This window comes from Furfurilactobacillus sp. WILCCON 0119, assembly GCF_053471565.1.
In genome coordinates this window covers 137,316-158,594 of the sequence record NZ_JBPCCV010000003.1, presented here as the reverse complement: position 1 = coordinate 158,594, position 21,279 = coordinate 137,316, and the positions used below count along the sequence as shown (strand labels likewise).

General features: G+C 48.6%; 19 protein-coding genes and 1 tRNA gene. 11 read left to right on the top strand and 9 right to left on the bottom strand.

Going from position 1 to position 21,279, the window contains the following annotated elements; all coding sequences use genetic code 11:
- Window positions 1-69 precede the first annotated feature (69 nt).
- Complete coding sequence (locus tag ACRYI5_RS06285) at window positions 70-825, bottom strand: TraX family protein (RefSeq protein WP_448224662.1); 756 nt, start codon at window positions 823-825, stop codon at window positions 70-72.
- Between the two features lie 228 nt (window positions 826-1,053).
- Here ACRYI5_RS06285 and ACRYI5_RS06280 point away from each other — a divergent pair, with 228 nt between their 5' ends.
- Window positions 1,054-2,064 carry a YdcF family protein gene (locus ACRYI5_RS06280; RefSeq protein WP_448224661.1) on the top strand — a complete coding sequence of 337 codons (1,011 nt, stop codon included), beginning with the start codon at window positions 1,054-1,056 and terminating at the stop codon, window positions 2,062-2,064.
- 76 nt (window positions 2,065-2,140) lie between these two features.
- On the opposite strand, the gene ACRYI5_RS06275 is transcribed toward ACRYI5_RS06280, so the two are convergent.
- Window positions 2,141-2,212 (bottom strand) — tRNA-Asn (locus ACRYI5_RS06275).
- A 180-nt stretch (window positions 2,213-2,392) separates the two neighbouring features.
- Here ACRYI5_RS06275 and ACRYI5_RS06270 point away from each other — a divergent pair.
- Entirely contained in the window at window positions 2,393-3,235 is an 843-nt protein-coding gene (locus ACRYI5_RS06270) for a mechanosensitive ion channel family protein (RefSeq protein ID WP_407880338.1), read from the top strand.
- Window positions 3,236-3,271: 36 nt separating this feature from the next.
- Here ACRYI5_RS06270 and ACRYI5_RS06265 read toward each other — a convergent pair whose 3' ends face one another.
- Genes ACRYI5_RS06265 through ACRYI5_RS06250 form a run of 4 tightly spaced genes read right to left on the bottom strand, consistent with a single transcriptional unit; the run spans window position 3,272 to window position 6,827 of the window.
- Window positions 3,272-4,168, bottom strand: coding sequence for a polysaccharide deacetylase family protein (locus ACRYI5_RS06265; protein WP_407880336.1), 897 nt, complete (start codon window positions 4,166-4,168; stop codon window positions 3,272-3,274).
- Window positions 4,149-4,457: a hypothetical protein gene (locus ACRYI5_RS06260; protein WP_448224660.1), complete on the bottom strand. Its 309-nt coding sequence runs from the start codon at window positions 4,455-4,457 to the stop codon at window positions 4,149-4,151. The genes ACRYI5_RS06265 and ACRYI5_RS06260 overlap by 20 nt, the downstream gene beginning before the upstream one ends.
- 3 nt (window positions 4,458-4,460) lie before the next feature.
- On the bottom strand, window positions 4,461-5,675 hold the full coding sequence (locus tag ACRYI5_RS06255) for a glycosyltransferase family 2 protein (RefSeq protein WP_448224659.1): 1,215 nt from the start codon (window positions 5,673-5,675) through the stop codon (window positions 4,461-4,463).
- A gap of 21 nt (window positions 5,676-5,696) precedes the next feature.
- Window positions 5,697-6,827, bottom strand: a complete 1,131-nt coding sequence (locus ACRYI5_RS06250; RefSeq protein ID WP_448224658.1) for a family 20 glycosylhydrolase — start codon at window positions 6,825-6,827, stop codon at window positions 5,697-5,699.
- A 406-nt stretch (window positions 6,828-7,233) separates the two neighbouring features.
- Here ACRYI5_RS06250 and ACRYI5_RS06245 point away from each other — a divergent pair, with 406 nt between their 5' ends.
- The gene (locus ACRYI5_RS06245; protein WP_448224657.1) at window positions 7,234-8,322 is read left to right on the top strand and encodes a GntR family transcriptional regulator; all 1,089 of its coding nucleotides are present in this window, start codon (window positions 7,234-7,236) and stop codon (window positions 8,320-8,322) included.
- A gap of 45 nt (window positions 8,323-8,367) precedes the next feature.
- Here the strand turns inward: ACRYI5_RS06245 and ACRYI5_RS06240 are convergent, their stop codons facing one another.
- Window positions 8,368-9,747 carry a sugar porter family MFS transporter gene (locus tag ACRYI5_RS06240; RefSeq protein WP_448224656.1) on the bottom strand — a complete coding sequence of 460 codons (1,380 nt, stop codon included), beginning with the start codon at window positions 9,745-9,747 and terminating at the stop codon, window positions 8,368-8,370.
- 468 nt (window positions 9,748-10,215) lie between these two features.
- Here ACRYI5_RS06240 and ACRYI5_RS06235 point away from each other — a divergent pair, with 468 nt between their 5' ends.
- From ACRYI5_RS06235 to ACRYI5_RS06220, 4 genes are all read left to right on the top strand, one after another.
- A complete protein-coding gene (locus ACRYI5_RS06235; protein WP_448224655.1) occupies window positions 10,216-11,820 on the top strand; it encodes a xylulokinase in 1,605 nt (534 codons plus the stop codon).
- Between the two features lie 12 nt (window positions 11,821-11,832).
- Window positions 11,833-12,564 carry an L-ribulose-5-phosphate 4-epimerase gene (locus ACRYI5_RS06230; RefSeq protein ID WP_407880323.1) on the top strand — a complete coding sequence of 244 codons (732 nt, stop codon included), beginning with the start codon at window positions 11,833-11,835 and terminating at the stop codon, window positions 12,562-12,564.
- A 31-nt stretch (window positions 12,565-12,595) separates the two neighbouring features.
- The gene (araA, locus tag ACRYI5_RS06225) at window positions 12,596-14,020 is read left to right on the top strand and encodes an L-arabinose isomerase (RefSeq protein WP_448224654.1); all 1,425 of its coding nucleotides are present in this window, start codon (window positions 12,596-12,598) and stop codon (window positions 14,018-14,020) included.
- 174 nt (window positions 14,021-14,194) lie between these two features.
- A complete protein-coding gene (locus ACRYI5_RS06220) occupies window positions 14,195-14,761 on the top strand; it encodes a sugar O-acetyltransferase (RefSeq protein ID WP_448224653.1) in 567 nt (188 codons plus the stop codon).
- Between the two features lie 228 nt (window positions 14,762-14,989).
- Here the strand turns inward: ACRYI5_RS06220 and ACRYI5_RS06215 are convergent, their stop codons facing one another.
- Entirely contained in the window at window positions 14,990-16,066 is a 1,077-nt protein-coding gene (locus ACRYI5_RS06215; RefSeq protein WP_448224652.1) for an amidohydrolase family protein, read from the bottom strand.
- A gap of 162 nt (window positions 16,067-16,228) precedes the next feature.
- Between ACRYI5_RS06215 and ACRYI5_RS06210 the strand changes: the two genes are divergently transcribed.
- From ACRYI5_RS06210 to ACRYI5_RS06200, 3 genes are all read left to right on the top strand, one after another.
- Window positions 16,229-16,735, top strand: a complete 507-nt coding sequence (locus ACRYI5_RS06210; protein WP_448224651.1) for a TetR/AcrR family transcriptional regulator — start codon at window positions 16,229-16,231, stop codon at window positions 16,733-16,735.
- 79 nt (window positions 16,736-16,814) lie between these two features.
- On the top strand, window positions 16,815-19,172 hold the full coding sequence (locus tag ACRYI5_RS06205; RefSeq protein ID WP_448224650.1) for an ATP-dependent DNA helicase: 2,358 nt from the start codon (window positions 16,815-16,817) through the stop codon (window positions 19,170-19,172).
- Between the two features lie 2 nt (window positions 19,173-19,174).
- Complete coding sequence (locus ACRYI5_RS06200; RefSeq protein WP_448224649.1) at window positions 19,175-19,786, top strand: uracil-DNA glycosylase; 612 nt, start codon at window positions 19,175-19,177, stop codon at window positions 19,784-19,786.
- A gap of 75 nt (window positions 19,787-19,861) precedes the next feature.
- Here the strand turns inward: ACRYI5_RS06200 and ACRYI5_RS06195 are convergent, their stop codons facing one another.
- A complete protein-coding gene (locus ACRYI5_RS06195; protein ID WP_448224648.1) occupies window positions 19,862-20,242 on the bottom strand; it encodes an NAD(+) diphosphatase in 381 nt (126 codons plus the stop codon).
- 340 nt (window positions 20,243-20,582) lie between these two features.
- Between ACRYI5_RS06195 and ACRYI5_RS06190 the strand changes: the two genes are divergently transcribed.
- On the top strand, window positions 20,583-21,224 hold the full coding sequence (locus tag ACRYI5_RS06190) for an SDR family oxidoreductase (protein WP_448224647.1): 642 nt from the start codon (window positions 20,583-20,585) through the stop codon (window positions 21,222-21,224).
- The last annotated feature ends 55 nt before the right edge of the window (window positions 21,225-21,279 follow it).

The window sequence follows — 21,279 nt, the reverse complement described above, 5'->3', positions numbered from 1 at the left end:
AAAACAATCGAAAACAGGCGCCCAAACGTTGACTCACGTTTGGACGCCTGCTTTCGATTGTAGTGAAGTTTAGTGCTGGGCCATTAGTGAAGCAATGATGTATAACGCCCAGATGTGGAGGGGATAAAAGACGTAGAAGAAGTACTTTAAACTCCCACCCTTGAGCCCGTTGTACAGATAGATCGGGATGATGGCAAAAACCATGATCCATTGACTCATTCCAAGCAGAAGGTACAAGAACGCAACAATCGCGATGGCAATTAATTGAATGGTCCGCTTGTTACGGAATACATATAGGATTCCTGCGAGATAGAATAAAACGAAATATTCGGCAAAGAGAATGGTTGGAACAACACTTAAAAATATTTGTGCAACAATCCCAGCCTTCATCAGGATCAATAAAGCGGCAATCGCTGTTGTCAGAAGTGGGGCCAGGAGCACACTGATTCCTAAAAGTGGCCGCTTTTGTTCAAAGAAGTAAATCCCAAGCATGGTGAGCACGCCCAGAAATAAATCAGCAAAAATATTATTGGTAATGGCTTGGCCGCGTAACTGGAAGAAGTGCTGCACAATGGTGTTCCCTAAGTTCATGAGCCAAAAGCCGATGAGCAAACGGGTTAAGTACAAGCGTTTGTTTCTCGTATGGGTAAAGCCTTCCACGCTCACAAAAAAGAAGATGATGGGGACTGGTCGACCGAACCAGTCCACCCACGCGGGAACGCCGAACGAAGCGAAAAATTCATGAAAGTGATCGATAACCATGAGGATCAACCCCAGGATTTTTAGAGAAAAGGTGGTTAGTCCAAACCGTTGTTTAATTGCCATGATGCTCCTTTAAGGGGGACGTTAGTGAACGTTCTAGCTAAGCAAACTTGCGGTTAGCATTGTAAAGGAAGAAGCCGATCATCAGCAAGGAAAAATACTTTAATGTTTAACAATGAGGAGGGTTACTTTACTATTATCTGATTAAAGGTTACTTTTTTAATAGTTTACAAGCGTCAGAAAACAATCACGGCTGATTACGGAACGCATCGGCCATTTTTGGAGGAACGAATGTCAATCATTCTAGTGTTGCTGGTTTTTATCATTATGATGAGCATGTTTGTGATGAGGCGGCCTAATTTTTGGATTGGGTCGATCCTCTCACTGAGTGTGCTTATTTTCATGATTTTTTTGGCTTGGCGGCTCCTTTTACTTGTTTTAAATGCAGTTTCGTCGTGGTCGATTATCGCGGGCCTTATCTTGCTTGCTGTAATCGTGCTTGCTTTTGTCGCGGTTGCCATTTACTTTATTTGGAATACTTCAGTGATGTCGACGCGTGAGGGGCGCAGCTTCACTGGAAAGTTGTCGGCAATTTTTGGAGTAAACTTGCTGATTTTGATTCCCTTATTTTTGGGCCTGATTAGCTCTGAGACAGTGGTTCTTAAAATCATCTTTGCAATTCTGTTTTGGGAAGATATTTTTCTTTCACTATTGTTCTTCTCTTACATTAACTATTCGGCGTTAAACCAACTGTTAAGACAGCCGAAAAACGTTGATTACTTCATTGTCTTGGGCTCGTGGTCTGGACGAAATGACGTCATTCCGGCGCTGCTCAAAGGCCGGGTTGATAACGCCATTATTCATTATCGGCGGGATGGCTCATCGGCTAAGTTTGTCGTTAGTGGTGGCCAAGGTCCGGATGAAGAAAAAAGTGAGGCTGCGGTGATGGCCGCCTACTTGAGGAGCCAGGGGATTGAAGACCGTGATATCTTAGTGGAAGACAAATCACGAACAACCCTTGAAAACATGCGCTTTTCAAAGAAATTGATCGATCAGGATTGGTCACGGCAGCAGCCACCAGTAATTGTCTTTTCGACAAATAACTACCATGTGTTGCGAGCCAGTATTTATGCCAAAAAGGCTGGCCTTAACGCAACGGGGATTGGCTCGCCAACGTCCTTTTACTTTTTACCGAGTGCGCTTCTTCGGGAATTTGTGGCGCTATTAGTTCTTTATAAGAAGACAACGGTGACGTTACTAAGTGTGATTGCACTGGTACTGATCTGGTCGTTTACGCATTAATTAAATTTTAAGTAAATAATAAAAAGCCACGCTTTGATTAGCGTGGCTTTTTATCACTCAGTGAGTTGTTACATAACTGCTCGAGCTGGAATCGAACCAGCACACTCTCGATTAACAGTCGAGCGCAGTACCATTGTGCCATCGAGCAAGAATGATTGATTTGATTGACACTAGTATAGCTGACGCTAAATGAAAAGTAAATGAAAATGTTTATTATTTTCTCATTTATTTAGTGGTGAGCAAATGTGCTGCCGCTGGTCCGCAGTATAAAAACGGACGGCAGTATGCTAAAGTGATAGCTATTAGACCACGAAGGATGGAAACAAGGATGTTATTAGCAACAGGAATTAACGCCTATTTTGATCAATTTAAATGGCGGACAGTCGGCCCCCATATCTTTGATGCGGTGTTGCAGATCATACTTTATGCGGCCCTCTTTTGGATAATTAACCGGGTGGCAATTTTTTTGATCGACCGAAGTTTTGACACATATATGAAGGGCCGCCACATTAATGAAAAGCGGGCCCAAACGGTGCACACGCTGGTTCGGAATACCACACGCTACGTGGTGGTATTCTTTGCCATTTACACAATTCTAAGTGCGCTTGGTTTTCCCATTGGCACGTTGATTGCGAGTGCCGGAATTGTGACGGTTATCGTTGGTCTTGGCGCGCAGGGGATCATCCGCGATGTGATTGCCGGCTTTCTCATCTTAATGGAACAGCAGATGGAGGTTGGTGATAGCGTGATTATCAACAACAATACGACAGGGCGGGTGGTTGCGTTTGGGCTCCGGGTGACCACCATTAAGGATGCTGATGGTGGGCTGAACTACATTACGAACAGCAGTATCACCACGATTACAAACCAGTCACGCGGTAACGTGCGGGTGCAAATTGATCTGCCATTACACCAAAATGTCGCCAGTAGCCAAGTGACAAAGGTCGTTAAACAGGTGAATGAACGTTTGTTGCCAAAGCATCCAGAGGTTGTGGGGCGGATCAGTATTCAGGGTCCGATTATGCTGCCACAGACGACCACTGTGGGTGTTTCCGTTACGTTGTTTGTCAAACCTGGTGAGCAGGGGACAACGAAAGCAACGTTTACGACCGCTTACCTTAATGCACTGGGCCAGGCGGGAATTGATCTTTCAACAACGATTGGTAAATAAAAAGCAGCGCTACGAAATTTTTCGCGGCGCTGCTTTTTAATGTGCTGATTGTGTCAGCCAGCGATTAACACTGGGCCAACTATTGTCGTTGATAATGATTCGTGGTGTACTCCGTAAGTCAGTGTGGCGAGTGACGATCCCTGTATTAAGGGTGTAGATAACCTGGAGTGGTTGGCGTTCCAGGAATGATTGAACCTGAGGTGTCCCACTCCCGTATGGATACGTGAAGATCGGTGTTTCGGCACCAATTTTTTCTTGCATGACATCCTGACTGACCGCGTAATCACGACGGAACTTACTGAAGTTCCCAGGAACGTTGAACACCGGAGTTCCGTTACGGGTGAGGTAATGCATGTTGTTTGTGTGAACCGCAAACGTGACCAGGTTGCCCATGTCTTTCTTCATGGTGAGGATTTGTGGCCATGAGGCGAGCTTGGTTCCGTCACGATAGGCGCCGGTGTCACCAGTGATAATGGACACGGTAAACGGGAAGTGGTGCTGCTTCATGACCGGCGCGGCGTTATCAATCGTTGTCCGGTCGATGTCGTCAAACGTTAGCACCACATAACGGCCGTGGATGTGGCGATGTTCGTTTAACATCTGGGTCATTTGGGTGGTTGAAATTACGGTCACGTGGTCGCGTTTAAGCGCGGCCATCTGTTTTTTAAACGTGCTGAGGTTGACGTTGAAATCGTGGAACTGACTGTTGGGTGATAACCGTTCATCTAGCTTAACGGTGTCGGTGTCGTTTAACACACGGTGATAACAGAACACCATGATCCCATTTTGTTTGTGCTGATCGCGGGCCGAGACGGCATAGCTTGGTCGGTTTCCCAGTTCAAACTGAATGCTGCGTTGCACCGTGATGCCGAGAATAACACAAATAATGACAGCGAACCCAGCGAGAAGCCACTTACGCGTTGTTTTGCTCATGATGGCGGGCCCTCCGTTTCAGTGTGTTAATGTGCCATGTGCCGTAAACGGTGATGAGGGCGCTAACGATAACGACAAGCACAGCCATCACCTTATACAGGTGGAGGGACAGGTTAAGCACGAGGTAATCGGCCACTAAATCATCGGAGTAGATCCCCAATAAAAAGCATACGTTGATGTAGATGATGAACCCCGTGATGACCCACAAAACGGCGAGAATAATGAGCCGTCGCAATGACGCCCAGAGTGACGATTTTTTCCGAATGATGAGGTTTTGTTGTGAGTGCATGCGTTAGAGCCCCCGATCTGGACTGCGCCACGTCCCCACTCGTTGCGGATCTAGGAAGAACGAGACCAGGGCACTTAGACAGCTAATGAGGTTAATGAACCAGTAAAAAATAATGTAAAGTGGCAGTAATAATAGGTCATGCCAAGCAATGAAGTCAGACTGTTTGGAGTCCGCAAAGCCGATTAAAAATTGCACGAGACTAATCAGTAATAATAAAAATAAAATGACGCCATCCAACAGAAGTGTTTGGGTGAAAGCAATGGTAAATACGTAAAAGAGGAGCACAAACGCACAGGCGAGGGCCCAGCTATCACTGAGCACCATGTCGAACAAAAGCCACTGGGCGCTGAATGGACCGGTAACAAACATCCCCTTGTTGCGCCACAAGACGTCGTAGCCACCGCGGGCCCACCGCTGCCGTTGGTGAATGAGGGCGCCAATGTGTTCAGGCACGAGGATCCAGGCAACGGCGTCTGGACAATAGCTCACCCGCCACTTATTCCGGTACAGTTGCCAAGTCATGTCGATGTCTTCCGTGATGGCTTGGGGATTCCACCAACCAACATCTTTTAGTGCGCTTGCACGGTAGGTTACGATTACACCAGAAACGGTGGTGATGTGGTTTGTTAAAAAGGCCTGCCCCCGTTTAATGATGTCGATAACCCCGATGTATTCCAATAATTCTAGCCGCCCGAGTAAACTTGTTCGGTTACGGACGACGGGTTTTCCAGCCACCGCGCCAACACGATCGTCATCGTAAAATTGGGCGAGCATGGGGGCCAATGCGTTTGGATCAACCGCACAGTCGGCATCGAGACAGAGGAAAAATTCGCCACTGGCGGCCTGGGCCCCAACGTTTAACGCATGGGCCTTCCCTTGATTGGGTGTAACGGGGACAACGTGAACGGCACAGCGTGACTGATATTGCTCAGCGAGGCGGTGCATTTCTGCTAAAGTATCGTCATCGCTCCCATCGTCAATGAGGTAAACATCGATGGTTTGGTAGGCAAGCGCAACGACGGAGGCCATAACCCCGTTGAGTGTTTCTGCCTCATTATGGGCAGGAATAAGCACAGATACGAGTGGATCACGTTTGTCCGTTCGGGTGTCGATTAGCGGTACAGTTCGGCGCTGAATGGAAAAAAAGATGGAGCTGATGATCCAGATGATGGAAACGATGACTGGATATAAAATGACATATGAACTAATGAATTGCATGAAGCTCCCCTTTACATAGGATCAGATTGGTTGACGGGCAAGGGCAAAAAAGTCGTGGAGAAAGGTCGTTGAGCGGGTGACGATTTGTTGATCAGAAATCTTGCCTGCGTCATCGGCCCAGAAACCAACGCCACTTCCCGTGATGTTGTGGAGTGAGTTTAGACTAGAATCTTCATCGTTATCCCAAATCGTTGGGTCCCAGTTTTCCTTCATGTCGCTACTCATGTAGGCCACGTTTTTTGCTGTCATATTCTTGGGTGAAATGTTGAAGTAGAGGTAATAGTCATTATCATTTTGAACCTTGAACCCCTGATGAATAAGCGTCGGCATGCTAGCCCGTGCTCGCTGAAGCTTTTGTTTAGTGGCACCGTGGGCATCGCCAGTCCAGTTCCAGTAAGTAACCTGAATGTTGTGGTCAAACTGGTTAAGGTCGTGATTCAGAAAGCCGTCATTCCATGCTTCAGGCATGAAGCCGGCTTGCTCCACTGTTTTCGCAACCGCGTTTACGTACGTCACGTACTTGGGATTTGCCTTTGTGCTGCTCGTGAACTCATCGCCACCGAGATGAAAGTATGGGTTCGCTTGGTTGGTGAAAGAAGTCGCAACCTCGTTGTCAATTTGACTAACAAAAGTGCTACTAGCTGTCGTTAACCGCATTTCTGACCCGTAATCGCTTGAGGTTTCGGTAAGTTGTTTGGCAAGCGTCTGTTGGCCACTCGCTTTTAGCGTTGCCACCAGGCCGCCAACGTGAGCGGGGGTGTCAATTTCTGGAATGAGGGTCACATGCTGTTGTTTAGCATAGGTGACCAGGGTTGCGATTTGATCCTTACTATAAAATCGTTGGTGGGTTGTGCTGTTACGCCACACGCCGTCTTTTTGGGTGGCGCGATCGAGCGTTTGGCCCACCGTGTTATTTTCAATGGCGAAACTTTGCTCATCCGTCAGGTGAAGCTGAACGAACTGGCCGTGGTCCTTGGCGACAGTATTAATGAGCGCTTTTAATGTATCGACGTTGTAATAGCGCCGGGCGACGTCAATGGTTAAACCGTTAAATTGACCATTCCGCGGTGCCGCACTAGCAGATCGGCTGGGAATTAGGAAAAGAATCATGATTGGTAACAAAATAAATAGCTGATGCATCCGCTGTGTCATGTGAGCCTCCTTAATCGCGCCTATTAGAATAGTCTCTTCTGGCGAAGATGGGATAGGGTCGCCCCAAGCTTAAAGTAAACTAAAGCATCGCTTAGAAAAGTTTAGTTGAAACGGTTGGGATTTGAAAGAAATCGACATTAAGCGTTACGGTCGGACTGCGATGATTCAAGGTTCCCCGCATAATAATGATGGTCAATAATGGATTCGAATAAATTTCAATTCATGATGGCAATTAATCTGACCGGTGAGGGATTGTTATTGGACGATAAAACTAAATTCCTATGATAGCGGGTGTTTTTATCAGTAAATTCATTGCTAATTTATTGAAAAGACGCCTCATTTTCGCTAAACTAGGGTTAAACATGATTGATATGAAGTTGTTATGAAGACTGTGGGTGAGGGGTTCATGGAAAATAAGTATCAAAAGGTGAAGGATGGGCTAAAAGAAGCCATTCTGGCTGGTCAGTATAAGGTTAACGATAAGCTGCCAACGGAAACAGAACTCATGGAAGCCTACGAAGTCTCGCGTTACACGGTGCGTCGGGCGGTGGGTGATTTGGAAACGGATCACTTCATTTACCGCATTCAGGGTGGCGGGATGTTTGTTCAGGATTGGCACAGAGACTGGTCCACAGAACCGGACAGCAAGATGATTGGTGTTATCACGACACACATTGCGGATTACATTTTTCCAAACATCATTGCGGGGATCGACCGCGTAATTTCTGACGCGGGGTACTCGCTCTTAATCAGTAATACGCACAATGATCATGATAAGGAACGCAAAAGTTTGATTAACATGCTGGATTCAAAGGTGGCGGGGTTGATCATCGAACCGACACAAAGTGCGTTGCCTAATCCTAACCTAGATCTGTACCATGAAATTAAGGATGACCAGATCCCAACACTGTTTATCAATGCGAAGTATCCGAGCCTTGATTTTCCTGGGGTCACAACGGGCGATCAAGCGGCGGAAGAACGGTTGGTTGATTACCTGTTTGAACTGGGTCACCAAAGCATTCTGGGCGTGTTCCAGGTGGATGATAGCCAGGGGGTCGCCCGGATGAACGGGTTTGTCCAAGCGTACCAAGCCCACCCGGAATTTTCGTACAAGAGTAACCAGATTATGTATCAATCCGGAGATGATTTTGCCAAGCTTTCGGAGCGGATTGGGGCGTACATGTCCCTCCCGGAGCGGCCAACAGCAATCGCTTGTTACAACGACCGGTTGGCGATTCAGGTGATGGCCGATTTGCGCAAACGGGGCTTCCGCGTACCGGAGGACGTTTCCGTGGTTGGATTTGATGATTACCAGTTGTCACAGTACATGACCCCGGCGCTCACAACGCTTAGTCATGAAAAGGAACGAATGGGTGCGGATGCTGGGACGATGCTGTTACAAATGCTGGATCAGCAACCCGTCACGGACATTGAGTATCAACCCGAGCTGATTAAACGAACGTCAGCACAAGCACCGGACGTTACGTCTAAATAAGCACAAAAAAACTGATTCCATTTTCAGGAATCAGTTTTTTTGTGCTTATTTAGCAATGTGACCATGCGTAGCTGGATCATCTTCATCAGCGTGTTCACGCAAACCAGCTTCAATTTCTTCAAGTGACTTACCGCGTGTTTCAAGGAAGTGGCGACGGGTAAACCAGATGCAGATCGCACAGATGGCAGCGTAGAACAGGAAGGAGCTTGAGAGGCCAATCGTGCTCAGCATTGCTGGGAATGTGAGAGAAACTAACATGTTGGCGGCCCAGTTAGTGGCCGAACATAATGAAGTTCCGAGACCACGAATGTTTAATGGGAAGACTTCACCAATCAAAACCCAGGTAACGGGTGCCCACGTAGCGGCGTAGAAAGCCACGTAAACGGTTAGGGCAATTGCGCTGACAATGGCAGCAACTTGTGAACCGTTATCAAACTTCAGAATGATACTCATGACTAACAGTGAAAGGCCCATTCCGGAAGCCCCAAAAATCAGCATCTTTTTCCGGTCGATCTTGTCCATTAACAACATGGCAATGATGGTGACGATAACGTTAATGACCCCGATCCCAATGTGGGCAAGCAGGGCAGCGGCAACACCCCAACCAACCTTAGTGAAGATGGTTGGTGCATAGAAGATAACGGTGTTACTCCCGATAACTTGTTGGAAAATGGCGGCACCTAAGCCAGTAACTAATGCAGGCCGAACGGTTTTCCCAAAGAGTTCGTGCCACCCACCAGTTGCTTGACCAGCTTGAACCTGAATGTCAGCCAATGCGGCGTCAACGGCTTCGGCATCACCTTTGTTGGTGTTGATCAAAACGGCTTTAGCTTCGTCAACCTTACCAACTTTGACTAAGAAACGAGGACTTTCTGGTAGGAAGAAGGCACCGGCAAACAAAATCCCAGCGGGAACAGCGGCTAAGCCAAGCATCCAACGCCAGCCAGTGAAGATGCCGGCAAATGAGTAGTTTAAGATGTAGGCCAACAAAATCCCAATCATGATCATCAATTGGAACATTGTGGCAACGGCACCACGCTGCTTTTTGGGTGCCAGTTCTTGGAGATAGGCAGGAATCAGTGCGGATGTGATCCCAACACCAACCCCTAAAATAACCCGGGTCACGAGCAGGAAGTAGAATTCTGGTGCAAATCCTGAACCAAGTGCCCCGATGAAGAAGATGATGGATGCCCACAGAAGTAACTTGCGTCGACCATATTTATCAAGGAACTTACTGGTGGCAAGCGCTCCAATGATGGCCCCGATCAGAACGGCACTAACGACCATTCCCTGTTGCCAAGACCCTAAATTGAGTTGTCTTTGAATGAAGAGGATGGCTCCGGAAACAGACGCAATGTCGTAACCAAAGAGCAACCCACCGAGTGCACCAAACGTATAAATGAATCCATTCGAAACTTTTTTCAACGTTAAACCCTCATTTCTGCATGTTATCAGATGCAACGATCGGACATGATCAAGTTGACTAAGCAATAAAATGGCAAAAGCGATTGATTAAAATTGTTGATAAAAAGAAAACGTTTTCACAAATGAATATACAATATTGGTTCGGATAAATCAATACCACAAAAATTCATTTGATGAAAAAAGACCATCAATTTGTCTTAAACAGAATCGTTTGAAGGGCGTCGCAGCATCACAAAAGATACTAGCACAGACTTTCCTTTAATGAAGTAACTGAATAATGAGACGGTTTACGGCGATTGTAGCGACATAAGTGGGCTTAAGCAGTGATGAAAATGGAACTGGGAAAATTAACTGTGCTTTTTCAAATAAATAAAATTTGTGTTGATTTATTTGAATGAATATTCTAAACTATGGTCGTTGATGAAAATGAAAACGTTTTAATTTAGATTGAATTTGGAGGCACACCGCATGAACTTGATTAAAACAGCTCAGGCCATTACGGCGGGCGAGGTTGCTCTGGGAATTGAACTTGGTTCGACGCGGATCAAGGCGGTGTTGACCACCCGCGATTTTCAAACCATCGCCACAGGAAGTTATGTTTGGGAAAACCAACTGGTTGATGGCGTGTGGACATATCCCTTAGAACAAGTTTGGACGGGGATTCAGGCGAGCTACACGCAACTAGCCGCCACGGTTCAAAGTCAGTATCACTGCCCAATAACGAAACTAGGTGCAGTTGGTGTGAGCGCCATGATGCACGGATACCTTGCGTTTGATCAAGCGGGCGAACAACTGGTTCCGTTTCGAACGTGGCGCAATAACATCACGGAACAAGCCGCTGATGAATTAACGAAATTGCTGGACTTTAACATTCCACAACGGTGGAGCATTGCCCATTTAGAACAGGCCATGCTAAACGATGAGGGGCATGTGAGCCGCATTGACTTCTTAACGACGTTGGCTGGTTATGTTCACTGGCAACTATCGGGTGAACGGGTGCTAGGAATTGGTGATGCTTCCGGAGTCTTTCCGATTGATGAAGCAAGTGGTACATACGACCAAGCCATGTTAGAAGCGTTTAACAACCAGGCACTGGTGCAACGTTATCCTTGGAAGACCGAAGCCATTCTCCCAACGGTTTTGACCGCGGGACAACCGGCCGGCACGTTGTCAGCCGATGGCGCGGCACTACTTGATGTGACGGGCACGCTCACGGCTGGTGCTGTGATGGCACCGCCAGAAGGTGACGCTGGAACCGGGATGGTCGGAACTAACAGCGTGCGGAAACGAACGGGGAATATCTCTGTTGGCACCTCCGCGTTTGCGATGGTGGTCTTAGACCAGCCGCTAACGGCAGTGCACCGGGACATTGACATGGTGACAACGCCAGCAGGGGCGCCCGTTGCAATGGTCCACATTAACAACTGTTCCTCAGACATTAATGCATGGGCCAATATTTTCGGTGAGTTTGCGGCCCAGTTGGGTGTTGATCTTGGCGCAGACCGCCTGTATGAAACGTTGTTTTTGCAGGCGACCCATGCTGATCCCGATGCTGGTGGCCTGGTGAACTACAGTTATCTGTCGGGTGAAAACATCACGAGGATGAACGCCGGGCGGCCACTGTTTGTCCGGACACCAAAGAGCCACTTCACGTTGGCAAACTTCATGGTGACCCAGTTGTACGCGGCGTTTGCACCGCTGAAGATTGGGATGGACATCTTAATGAATGAAGAACACATCAAAACGGACGTCATGATTGCCCAAGGGGGCTTGTTCAAGACGCCGGTCATTGGTCAGCAGGTGTTGGCCAACGCACTGAACGTCCCGATCACGGTAATGAAAACCGCTGGTGAGGGTGGTCCGTGGGGCATGGCCGTGTTGGCAGAGTTTGCGCGGCAACATGATGATCAGGCATTGGCAGACTTTCTCGATGAACACGTTTTTGCTCAGCCTGAAAGCATGACGCTCAGTCCGGAACCTGCTGGTGTGGCAGGATACCAAGAATTTATCGACCGGTATCAGGCAGGATTACCCGTTGAGGGCGCAGCCATTACCGCGATTACGGAACAATAGTGAGGTTGACAAATGTTAGAAAAATTAAAGCAAGAAGTTTATGACGCAAACATGCAACTCCCAGAGCTGGGCCTTGTGACGTTTACATGGGGCAACGTTTCCGGAATTGACCGCGACCGCGGACTGTTTGTCATTAAGCCTTCCGGTGTGGATTACAACGATCTGACGCCGGCAGACATGGTGGTGGTTAACCTTAAAGGTGAGGTGGTCGAAGGGAACATGAACCCATCGAGTGATACACCAACCCACACAGTGTTGTATAACGCATTTCCAAACGTTGGCGGAATCGTGCACACCCACTCACCATGGGCCGTTTCGTTTGCGGCTGCGGGGATGGACGTGCCAGCGCTCAACACGACGGCTGCCGACACCTTTTTCGGTGATGTGCCCGCCGCGGATGCGTTGACGAAGGAAGAAATCGAAGAAGACTACGAGGGCAACACCGGGAAGACGATCGTTAAAACGTTTGCCGAACGGGGCATGGACTACGAGGCCGTTCCCGCCGCCCTGGTGAGCCAACACGGCCCGTTCGCCTGGGGACCGACGCCGGCGAAGGCCGTTTATAACGCCAAGGTACTTGAAGTGGTGGCCGAAGAGGATTACCACGCGTTGCAGTTGACCCGCAACAACATTGAGTTGCCACAATACTTATTGGATAAACATTACTACCGTAAGCACGGCGATAACGCGTACTACGGACAGAACAATGCACAGTCGAAAACACATGCGGTGCATGAATCGTAACCATTACTGACAATAAAAAGGAGTGCTCATTATGTTAGCTGTACCTGATTATGAATTTTGGTTTGTTACTGGTAGTCAACACCTTTATGGTGAAGAACAATTACAAGAAGTCGCCAAGGATGCCAAGGACATTGTTGATAAATTAAACGCCAGTGGAAAATTGCCGTACAAGGTGGTCTTTAAGGATGTAATGACCACCGCCGATGGCATTACCCAATTTATGAAAGACGTGAACTACAATGATAACGTCGCTGGTGTCATCACGTGGATGCACACTTTCTCCCCAGCCAAGAACTGGATCCGCGGGACGAAATTATTACAAAAACCACTGTTACACCTTGCCACACAATACCTGAACAATATTCCGTACGACACGATTGATTTCGATTACATGAACTTGAATCAAAGTGCCCATGGTGACCGTGAATACGGCTACTTAAACGCCCGGTTAGGCATTCGGAACAAGATCGTGTACGGTTTCTGGGGTGACGACGAAACGCAAACTGAAATTGCCAAGTGGGAAGATGTTGCCGTGGCCTACAATGAAAGTTTCAAACTGAAGGTTTGCCGTTTTGGGGACACCATGAGAAATGTTGCCGTTACCGAAGGTGATAAGGTTGAAGCCCAAATCGACTTGGGTTGGACCGTTGATTACTACGGCATTGGTGACCTGGTTCAAGAAATTAGCCAGGTGAGCGACGCGGACATTGATCGTGAATACGAAGCGCTGGAAGCCAAGTACACGATGGTTCAGGGCGACAATGACGCCGACAGTTACAAACGGGCCGTTCGGGTTCAACTCGCCCAATACCTTGGCATCAAACGATTCATGGATCGTGGCGGCTACACGGCCTTCACCACTAACTTTGAAGACTTGTGGGGCATGGAAGCCTTGCCTGGGTTAGCTGCACAATTGTTAATGCGTGACGGCTACGGCTTTGGGGCCGAAGGTGACTGGAAGACCGCTGCTTTGGGCCGCTTACTGAAGATCATGGCGCACAACGAAAAGACAGCGTTCATGGAAGACTACACGTTGGACTTACGTAAGGGTCACGAAGCCATTCTTGGTTCACACATGCTGGAAGTGGACCCATCCATTGCTAGCGACAAACCACGGGTCGAAGTTCACCCATTGGACATCGGTGGAAAAGCTGATCCTGCCCGGTTGGTCTTCACTGGTTCTGAAGGGGCCGCCATTGACGTGACCGTTTCAGATTTCCGTGATGGCTTTAAGTTTATCAGTTACCCAGTTGCTGCTAATAAACCAGAAGCAGAGACACCACATTTACCAGTTGCTAAGCAATTGTGGACACCAACGGTTGGTTTAAAGGCCGGGGCAACTAAGTGGATCGAAAACGGTGGTGGTCACCACACGGTCTTCACGTTTGCGCTGGATGAAGAGCAGATCAACGACTTGGCAACCATGTTAAACGTGAAATCAGTTGTGATCGACTAAGAAAAAACGAGCTGTGATAAGGCCCGGTTAGAGAATGAGCATTAAATAGGAATGACCGATTTTCCGAACCTTGGAAAATCGGTCATTCCAGTTTAAGCGGAATTCTCTGGGCCTTGGAACGCGTTATCACTGGTAGGACTTTGTCACAGCTCGCTAAATTAAAGGAGAACGACAATGACAGTATATGATGACATGCGGGCTGGCCGGCTTTTCGACGTTTACGATCATGACCTTGTGGCACGACGAGCAGCGGCGAGAGAACAGGTGGAGCGGTTTAATGCGCTGGGGGAAACGAACCCAGCAGCCAGTGCGGCCATTATTAAAGGTCTGTTTGGCGCGAGCGGGCCTAAGTGTAGCGTTCACGCGACGTTTCGGTGCGATTATGGCAGCAACATCTACATTGGCGATGACTTTTTTGCTAACTACGACTGTGTGATGCTGGACGTCGCCCCGATTCGAATTGGGCAGCACTGTTTGCTGGGCCCGCACGTTCAGCTGTACTCGGTTAATCATCCAGAGGACCCGTTGCTTCGCCGAAATGGCGCTAAGGGGATTGGCAAACCGATCACACTTGGGGATGACGTGTGGGTTGGCGGTGGCGCCATCATTTGTCCGGGTGTAACGCTTGGGAATAACGTGATCGTGGGAGCCGGGAGCGTGGTGACGCATTCTTTTGGGGATAACGTGGTCATTGGTGGCAACCCGGCCCGGGTGCTGAAGCGGTTGGGTGCGGATCGTTAATTTAAAAGGTGTTACTCGGCCTCGTAGACAGTTTCTTTTGTCGACGAGGTCTTGTTTTGGTTATTTGATTGAAAACGCGAATCACCATGCAGGCTCCGTCTCATCTAACACAAATAGGCATCATGGGCCAAGTGCGCTTCACTTTAATTGAGTGACAGTTGACTAGTTTTCTGGTTGAAAACGCGAATCACCGTGCAGACTCCGTCTCATCTAACATCAAACAGGCACTCACGGACCAAAAGCAGTCCGTAAGTGCCTGTTTGATGTTACCTGAGTGAGCCTAACCGCATGGTGATTCGCTCTGATCTTAAAAATTCGTTCCGCGTTTCCATGCGCGATCAATTCCTGGGTCGTTTCCGACAAGCCACTCGTTTGCAAGAACGTTTCCGCGTTTGCTGGTTGCTTGTATGGATAATCGATGGCGTAGAGCAAGTGCTCCGGGCCCATTTCAGCGAGCATGAAATCTAGTTGCGGTTTCGTTAACATTCCGCTTGGTGAAACATACACGTTCTTTCTGTAGTAATCGGCAAAGGACCGCTTTAGTGGTGTGTGACCGGTAAGCTCGTCATCAAGGCGTTCGAGGAACATTGGCACCATTTCACCCCAGTGGCCGGACACCAGTTTGAGGTTTGGAAACTTGTCAAAAATCCCACTGACAATCATTCGCATGACCTGGATGCCGACATCCATGTGCCAACCGAACCCAGCGAAACTCAAGATACCGGTGGTTAAATCAGACCAATTGTCGTTTTCATAATAGTGGTGTGTAACGCTGGCCGGGATGAATGACGGGTGGAAGTAAACGGGGACGTCAAGGTCGCTTGCCGCCTGGAAGATTGGCAAAAAGAAGGGGTCGTCAAAGAAGCGGTTATCGTAATTGCCCTTGAGCAGAACACCCTTGAGCCCAAGTTTTGTGACCGCGTGGTGCAGTTCCGCAGCCGCAGCGGTTGGATCGCCGACTGGGAGAACCGCTAGGCCAGCAAACCGGGTTGGGTTGGCGGCAATCACGCTAGCGAGTTCATCGTTAGCCAGTTTACAAAGCGGAATGGCAACGTCTGGTGCCAAGTTTTGTGGTGATGAATTTCCGTAAGACAGTAATTGCATATCAATGCCGTGCTGATCCATGTAGGCCAGCCGTTCGCTGGTCACATCCTGCATTAAGGCAGGACTGGGCAGCTCGGTCTGCATGTAGTGGCGCATTTCTGGGCTCATTGTTGGGATCGCACCAGTAGTGCCGTTTGCCGCTTGAATGGCGGCGGTAACGGTGGCGGATTCAAAGTGTTCTTCAACGGTAATTAGTTTCATGGTGGACTCCTTTATAAAGTTGCTGGATTAATTTGAATAACTAAATTGTAGGGCGTTCCACGATGAAGACCAATCACGATGTGAGACAAATGGCGTATAATGTCTCGTATGAAAACAGTAAAAATAAATCTTGATCACCAATTGGTCGTTGATGCGCGCATTATGAAAACACACGCGGCAGTGATGACGACCCTTACGGCGGCCTACCAGGCTGGGCGCCCGTTTAACACGGTAACGGTCACAGAAATCGTGGCTAATGCTGGCGTTAGCCGGGCAACATTTTATCGCCGGTATCAAAACCTTGGGGATGTGTTGATCGTTGCGTTAATGGCTGTCCTTCATCAGTTTGAACAGCGGGTCGATGCCCGAGCAAGCATTGATTTTGAGCAAGGGACAACAATTATTACGGCATTGATTCGAGAACACGGACAGCTGATTCGCCTGCTTCAGTGGGCGAATCAACGCGAGGCGGCTGAACAACTGTTAACCGGTGAAGTTTTAAACGTCTTAACGTTGCGGGACCATCAAGCAGCGCACCGGCAACTGATTGGGGCGTGCATGGGGGCAACGTTATGGGCGTTTGCTAGCCAAATAGCGGCGTTATCGCCAACACCAAGTCTTGACGAGGTTCGAACGCTATACCAACTACTCGTGTCACATCAACTTTAAACGGGGTTCACTAGGGTCTGCCCCCGGGCTGTGCTAAAGTAGACAAAGACATTTTTAAACGGCAGGAGGTGAACCTTTTTTGGCAAGCATTAAACTAGGCATTCGGGAACTGGTGGAATTCGTCTTACGGAGCGGGGACTTAAATCCGCAAACGGATGGTAGTCATAACACGGCGCAAATGGGCGCACGGATCCATAAGGAATTACAAACAGAACGGTTGGCGGCCCATCCTGATTACCAAAAGGAAGTTGGTCTGAAAATCCCGGTGATGATGAATGGTCAAGAATATTCTGTTCATGGTCGTGCTGATGGGATTTTTACGACGGATGAAACGGTGCACATTGAGGAAATCAAGACGTCTGGATTAGCGTTTGAAGATGTGCCGGAGAGTACGCTGGCCTTGTACTGGGGTCAGGCGAAAGTTTATGGATACTTGCTCATGAAGGAGCGGGAACTGACTGCGGTTACGCTTCAACTCACCCACTATCAGGTGGAGGACGACGCCATTACCGTGACGGAGCAAGTGCTGACGTTGACGGATGCTGAAACGTTTTTTCAACAGCTAATTGACGAATACGAAGCGTGGTTGATCTTACGGGCAGATTTGCGAAAACAACGGGATGAGTCGATCAATGCACTGGCGTTTCCGTATCCGGAGTATCGAAATGGTCAGCATGAGCTGGCTGTCGCCGTGTACAAAACCATCATGCTTAAGAAACAGTTGCTGGTGGAGGCGCCCACGGGAACGGGGAAGACAATTTCAACGCTTTTTCCAACCATTAAGGCAATGGGCACGGGCCTCATCCAACGCACGTTCTACCTAACGGCAAAGCAAAGTACCCGCCGTGTTGCGGAAGACGCCCTTGCCCTAATGGCGACTGATGGGCTTGCTCTAAAGAGCATCACACTAACGGCCAAAGAGACGATTACGTTCCCAGAGGAAGCAGATGTTTTACCAGTGGATAATCCGTTTATGTTGGGCTACTACGACCGCTTGAAGCCAGCGTTAATGGATATTTTAGCGCACGAAAATCAGTTGACTCGTGCGGTGATTGAAACGTACGCCCGAAAGTACACGCTGGATCCGTTTGAATTTTCACTGGATGCCAGTGTGTTTTGCGACGTGATTATCTGCGATTATAACTATTTGTTTGATCCCCAGGTGTACCTGCAACGCTTCTTCAGTGATGCGGATGAGGATAACTTTTTCCTTGTGGATGAAGTGCATAATTTGGTGAATCGCGCCCGTGAAATGTATTCAATCACGGTAACGGAACGGGCCGTTTTAGCGCTTAAACCGCTGTATAAGAGTGATCGGCGGTTCCATCGACAGGTGAATGCACTGGCACGAACGTTTAAGGACTTCAAACAATTATTAACCGAGCAACATCAAGAAGAACTGGTGTCGCAACCGGAGCTAACAACGTTTAGTCAGGCAGTGGAACGGTTTGTCCTCTTTTTGGGGCGGTGGCTTCCGAAACATCCGGATGACAACGATTTAAGCGTTGTGCTGGATCTATACTTTGCGTGTTTAAATTATCTACATTTATGTGAGGAATATGGTCCGATGTACCGGACCAGAATCTTCAAAACGAACCAGGGGGTGGCGGTGCGTTTGGTGTGTTTAGATCCCAGCTCATTTCTCAACCGGTCGCTTCATTTAGGGCGTGGGGCGGTCTTGTTTTCCGCAACGGTTTCACCATTGGCCTACTATCAGCGCGTCCTGGGTGTGGATCAAGATGGACTTACCTATCAGCTGCCCTCACCGTTTGTGCCAGAACATCAAGAAATTTTGGTGACCGACTATCTTCAAACGACTTATCGGGAGCGAACGGCAAACCAAGCGGCACTGTTGGCGAGCATCGAGGCACTGATTGATGGGCAAACCGGAAACTACCTGATCTTCTTTCCCTCGTATGGGTATCTTGAAACGGTGGCCACAGCGTTTGAACAAGCTCACCCAACGATGACAATCATTCGGCAAACGGTGGGCATGACCGGCGATGATCGGGACGCCTTTCTTGCAGAATTTCAGGCTGCCCCGGCGAAATCGTTGGTGGGGTTTGCGGTCCTCGGCGGAATCTTTTCGGAGGGGATCGATCTGCCTGCTGACCGGTTGATTGGGGTGGGCATTGTGAGCGTGGGTCTGCCAGGGTTGAACTCAGAAACGGATTTAATTAAGGATTATTTCAACGGGAACAATGGCCGCGGGTTTGAATTTGCGTACCAGTTACCCGGGTTTAATAATGTGCTCCAAGCGGCAGGACGATTGATTCGTAGTCGGCATGATCGTGGAATCGTGGTGCTGATGGATCAACGGTTTGCCCAACCACGGTATCGGCAAATTTTCCCGCAGCATTGGCAACACTGGCAACAGGTTGGCAGTGTTCAACAACTCACAGCACAAATCGCTACGTTCTGGCAACGGGAGGGCTAAAGATGGCAACGTTATTAACAACAGAAGAAATCAAAACGGCTAAAGAATGGATTGCTGAATCGCCAACACTAGAAGGATTTGTCCCGAGTGAAGGGTCGCTAACCCCACGGTTTGTGTTGGTTAGTGAGGCACCCGGGGCGACAGAAGCGGCGGTGGGGCATCCGTTTCAAGGCCCAGCTGGTGCGACACTGGACGACTGGTTGGCCAAAATTGGTGTGACCAGGGACGAACTCTACCTGACGGGGGCGGTTCGGGCCCGGCCGTTTAGCGAAACGAACGGGCGTAAGCGAGACCGAAAGCCAACAAGCGCTGAGATTGCCCAGTTTGCGCCGCTCCTCGACCACGAGTTGGCGGCGTTAACTGGTCGTTTGTTGGTGCCACTTGGAAACACGGGCCTTCAGCGATTGTTAGGGAACAAGCTGAAAATCTCGCAGGTTCATGGACAACTGTTAAAGAGCCCCATCATGGAGTGGCATCCGGCAACAAAGCGATTCCAGCCGGGAAAAACAACCTATTCGATTTTGCCGCTGTTCCATCCGTCGTACATTCGGCGGTTCCCAGGAAAACAGGAGTTAGTGGCGGCTGATTTAGCCATGCTTCAGTCAATTATGTAAAACAAGCACCCAGCGGCGGTTAAACGTCGCTGGGTGCTTGTTTAGTTGTGAGTTCAAGTAAGAGATGAGCCGTGGCTATTTTGTTGAAGCAAAATACTGTTTAAAAATGGCAACGGCGGCATTATCTGGGCTGTCAGGGAACATCTGCTGTAAGACGTCCTGCTTAGGGATCCAGTCGGCCACGGCGAGCTCTGCTGATTTTGTCAGTGGTTGTTTAGATGTTACCGCCGTGTAGCCATGCATCAGGGTCTCTGTTTTGGAGAACCAGTACGTCCCGGCGTAAGCAACATGATCTAAGGAAATCCCTAGTTCTTCGTCGACCTCTCTTATGGCTGCTTGTTCAGCGGTTTCACCGGGTTTCATGTACCCACTAATGAGTGACTTATAGTCTGTTGAAAGGTACGGCATTTTAACTAGGGCCACGTCGTCGAATTCATCGGCAACTAAAACAATCACGCAATCCGCGAAGGTGGGAAACCAAAAGCGCTGGCAGCTTGAGCAATAAGGGGTTAGCCCGTCGTCACCAGCCTCCTTTTCAATCAATTTGGTGCCACAAGTGGGACAATATGTATAAACCATGTTAACGAAGCCTCCGTGAATTTGTCGTGAGCCCGGCTGAAACTGGCCCAACCTCGTATTAATAATATAATTTTTTATTTGTTGCTGGTGGCCGTAATTGGGAATTCTTTGGTGAATTTTAGTAATGGGAGTGTTTATGCTTGAGATTTTAACTGTAATATTTATAATTACAGTTAAAAGAAAACCCAATCATTTTTTACTAACGGAGGTCAATAAAATGAGTCGAATCTTAATTTTAGGTGCCAGTGGTCGAATTGCTCAATTTGCACGAGCAGCACTTTTGGCGGACCAAACGACGCAATTAACGCTATTTGCCCATCATGCTAGAAAACTAACGGATGTGGACAACGCCCGGGAAACGGTTGTTGAGGGCGATGCTGCTAACGTGGCTGATTTAACAGCCGCAATGAATGGCGTCGATGTGGTGTACGCAAACTTGGCGGGCCGAAACATTGAGGCCCAAGCGCAGGCAGTTGTCAGCGCAATGAAGCAAACCGGTGTCCGGCGGTTGATCTGGATTTCAACGTTGGGGATTTATGACGAGGTTCCGGGGAAATACGGTGAGTGGAACCACCAGATGTTGGATGACGGGTATTTGCCGACGTACCGGGCGGCCGCACAGGTGATTGAAGAAAGTGATCTGGATTACACGATCATTCGGCCAGCATGGTTGCAGAATAATGATGAAGTTGATTATGAACTGACGCAAAAGGGTGAGCCATTTAAGGGAACTGAGGTCTCACGAAAGAGTATCGGAACGTTGGTGGCAAAAATTGCACTGGCACCGACGGACTACGTGGGCGCATCACTGGGTGTGGATAAACCGGGAACGGATGGCGATAAACCAGCCTGGTATTAAAAGACAGAGCGAAAAAAGACGCGGTTAGGCCGCTTCAGGTAATGCAAACAGGCAT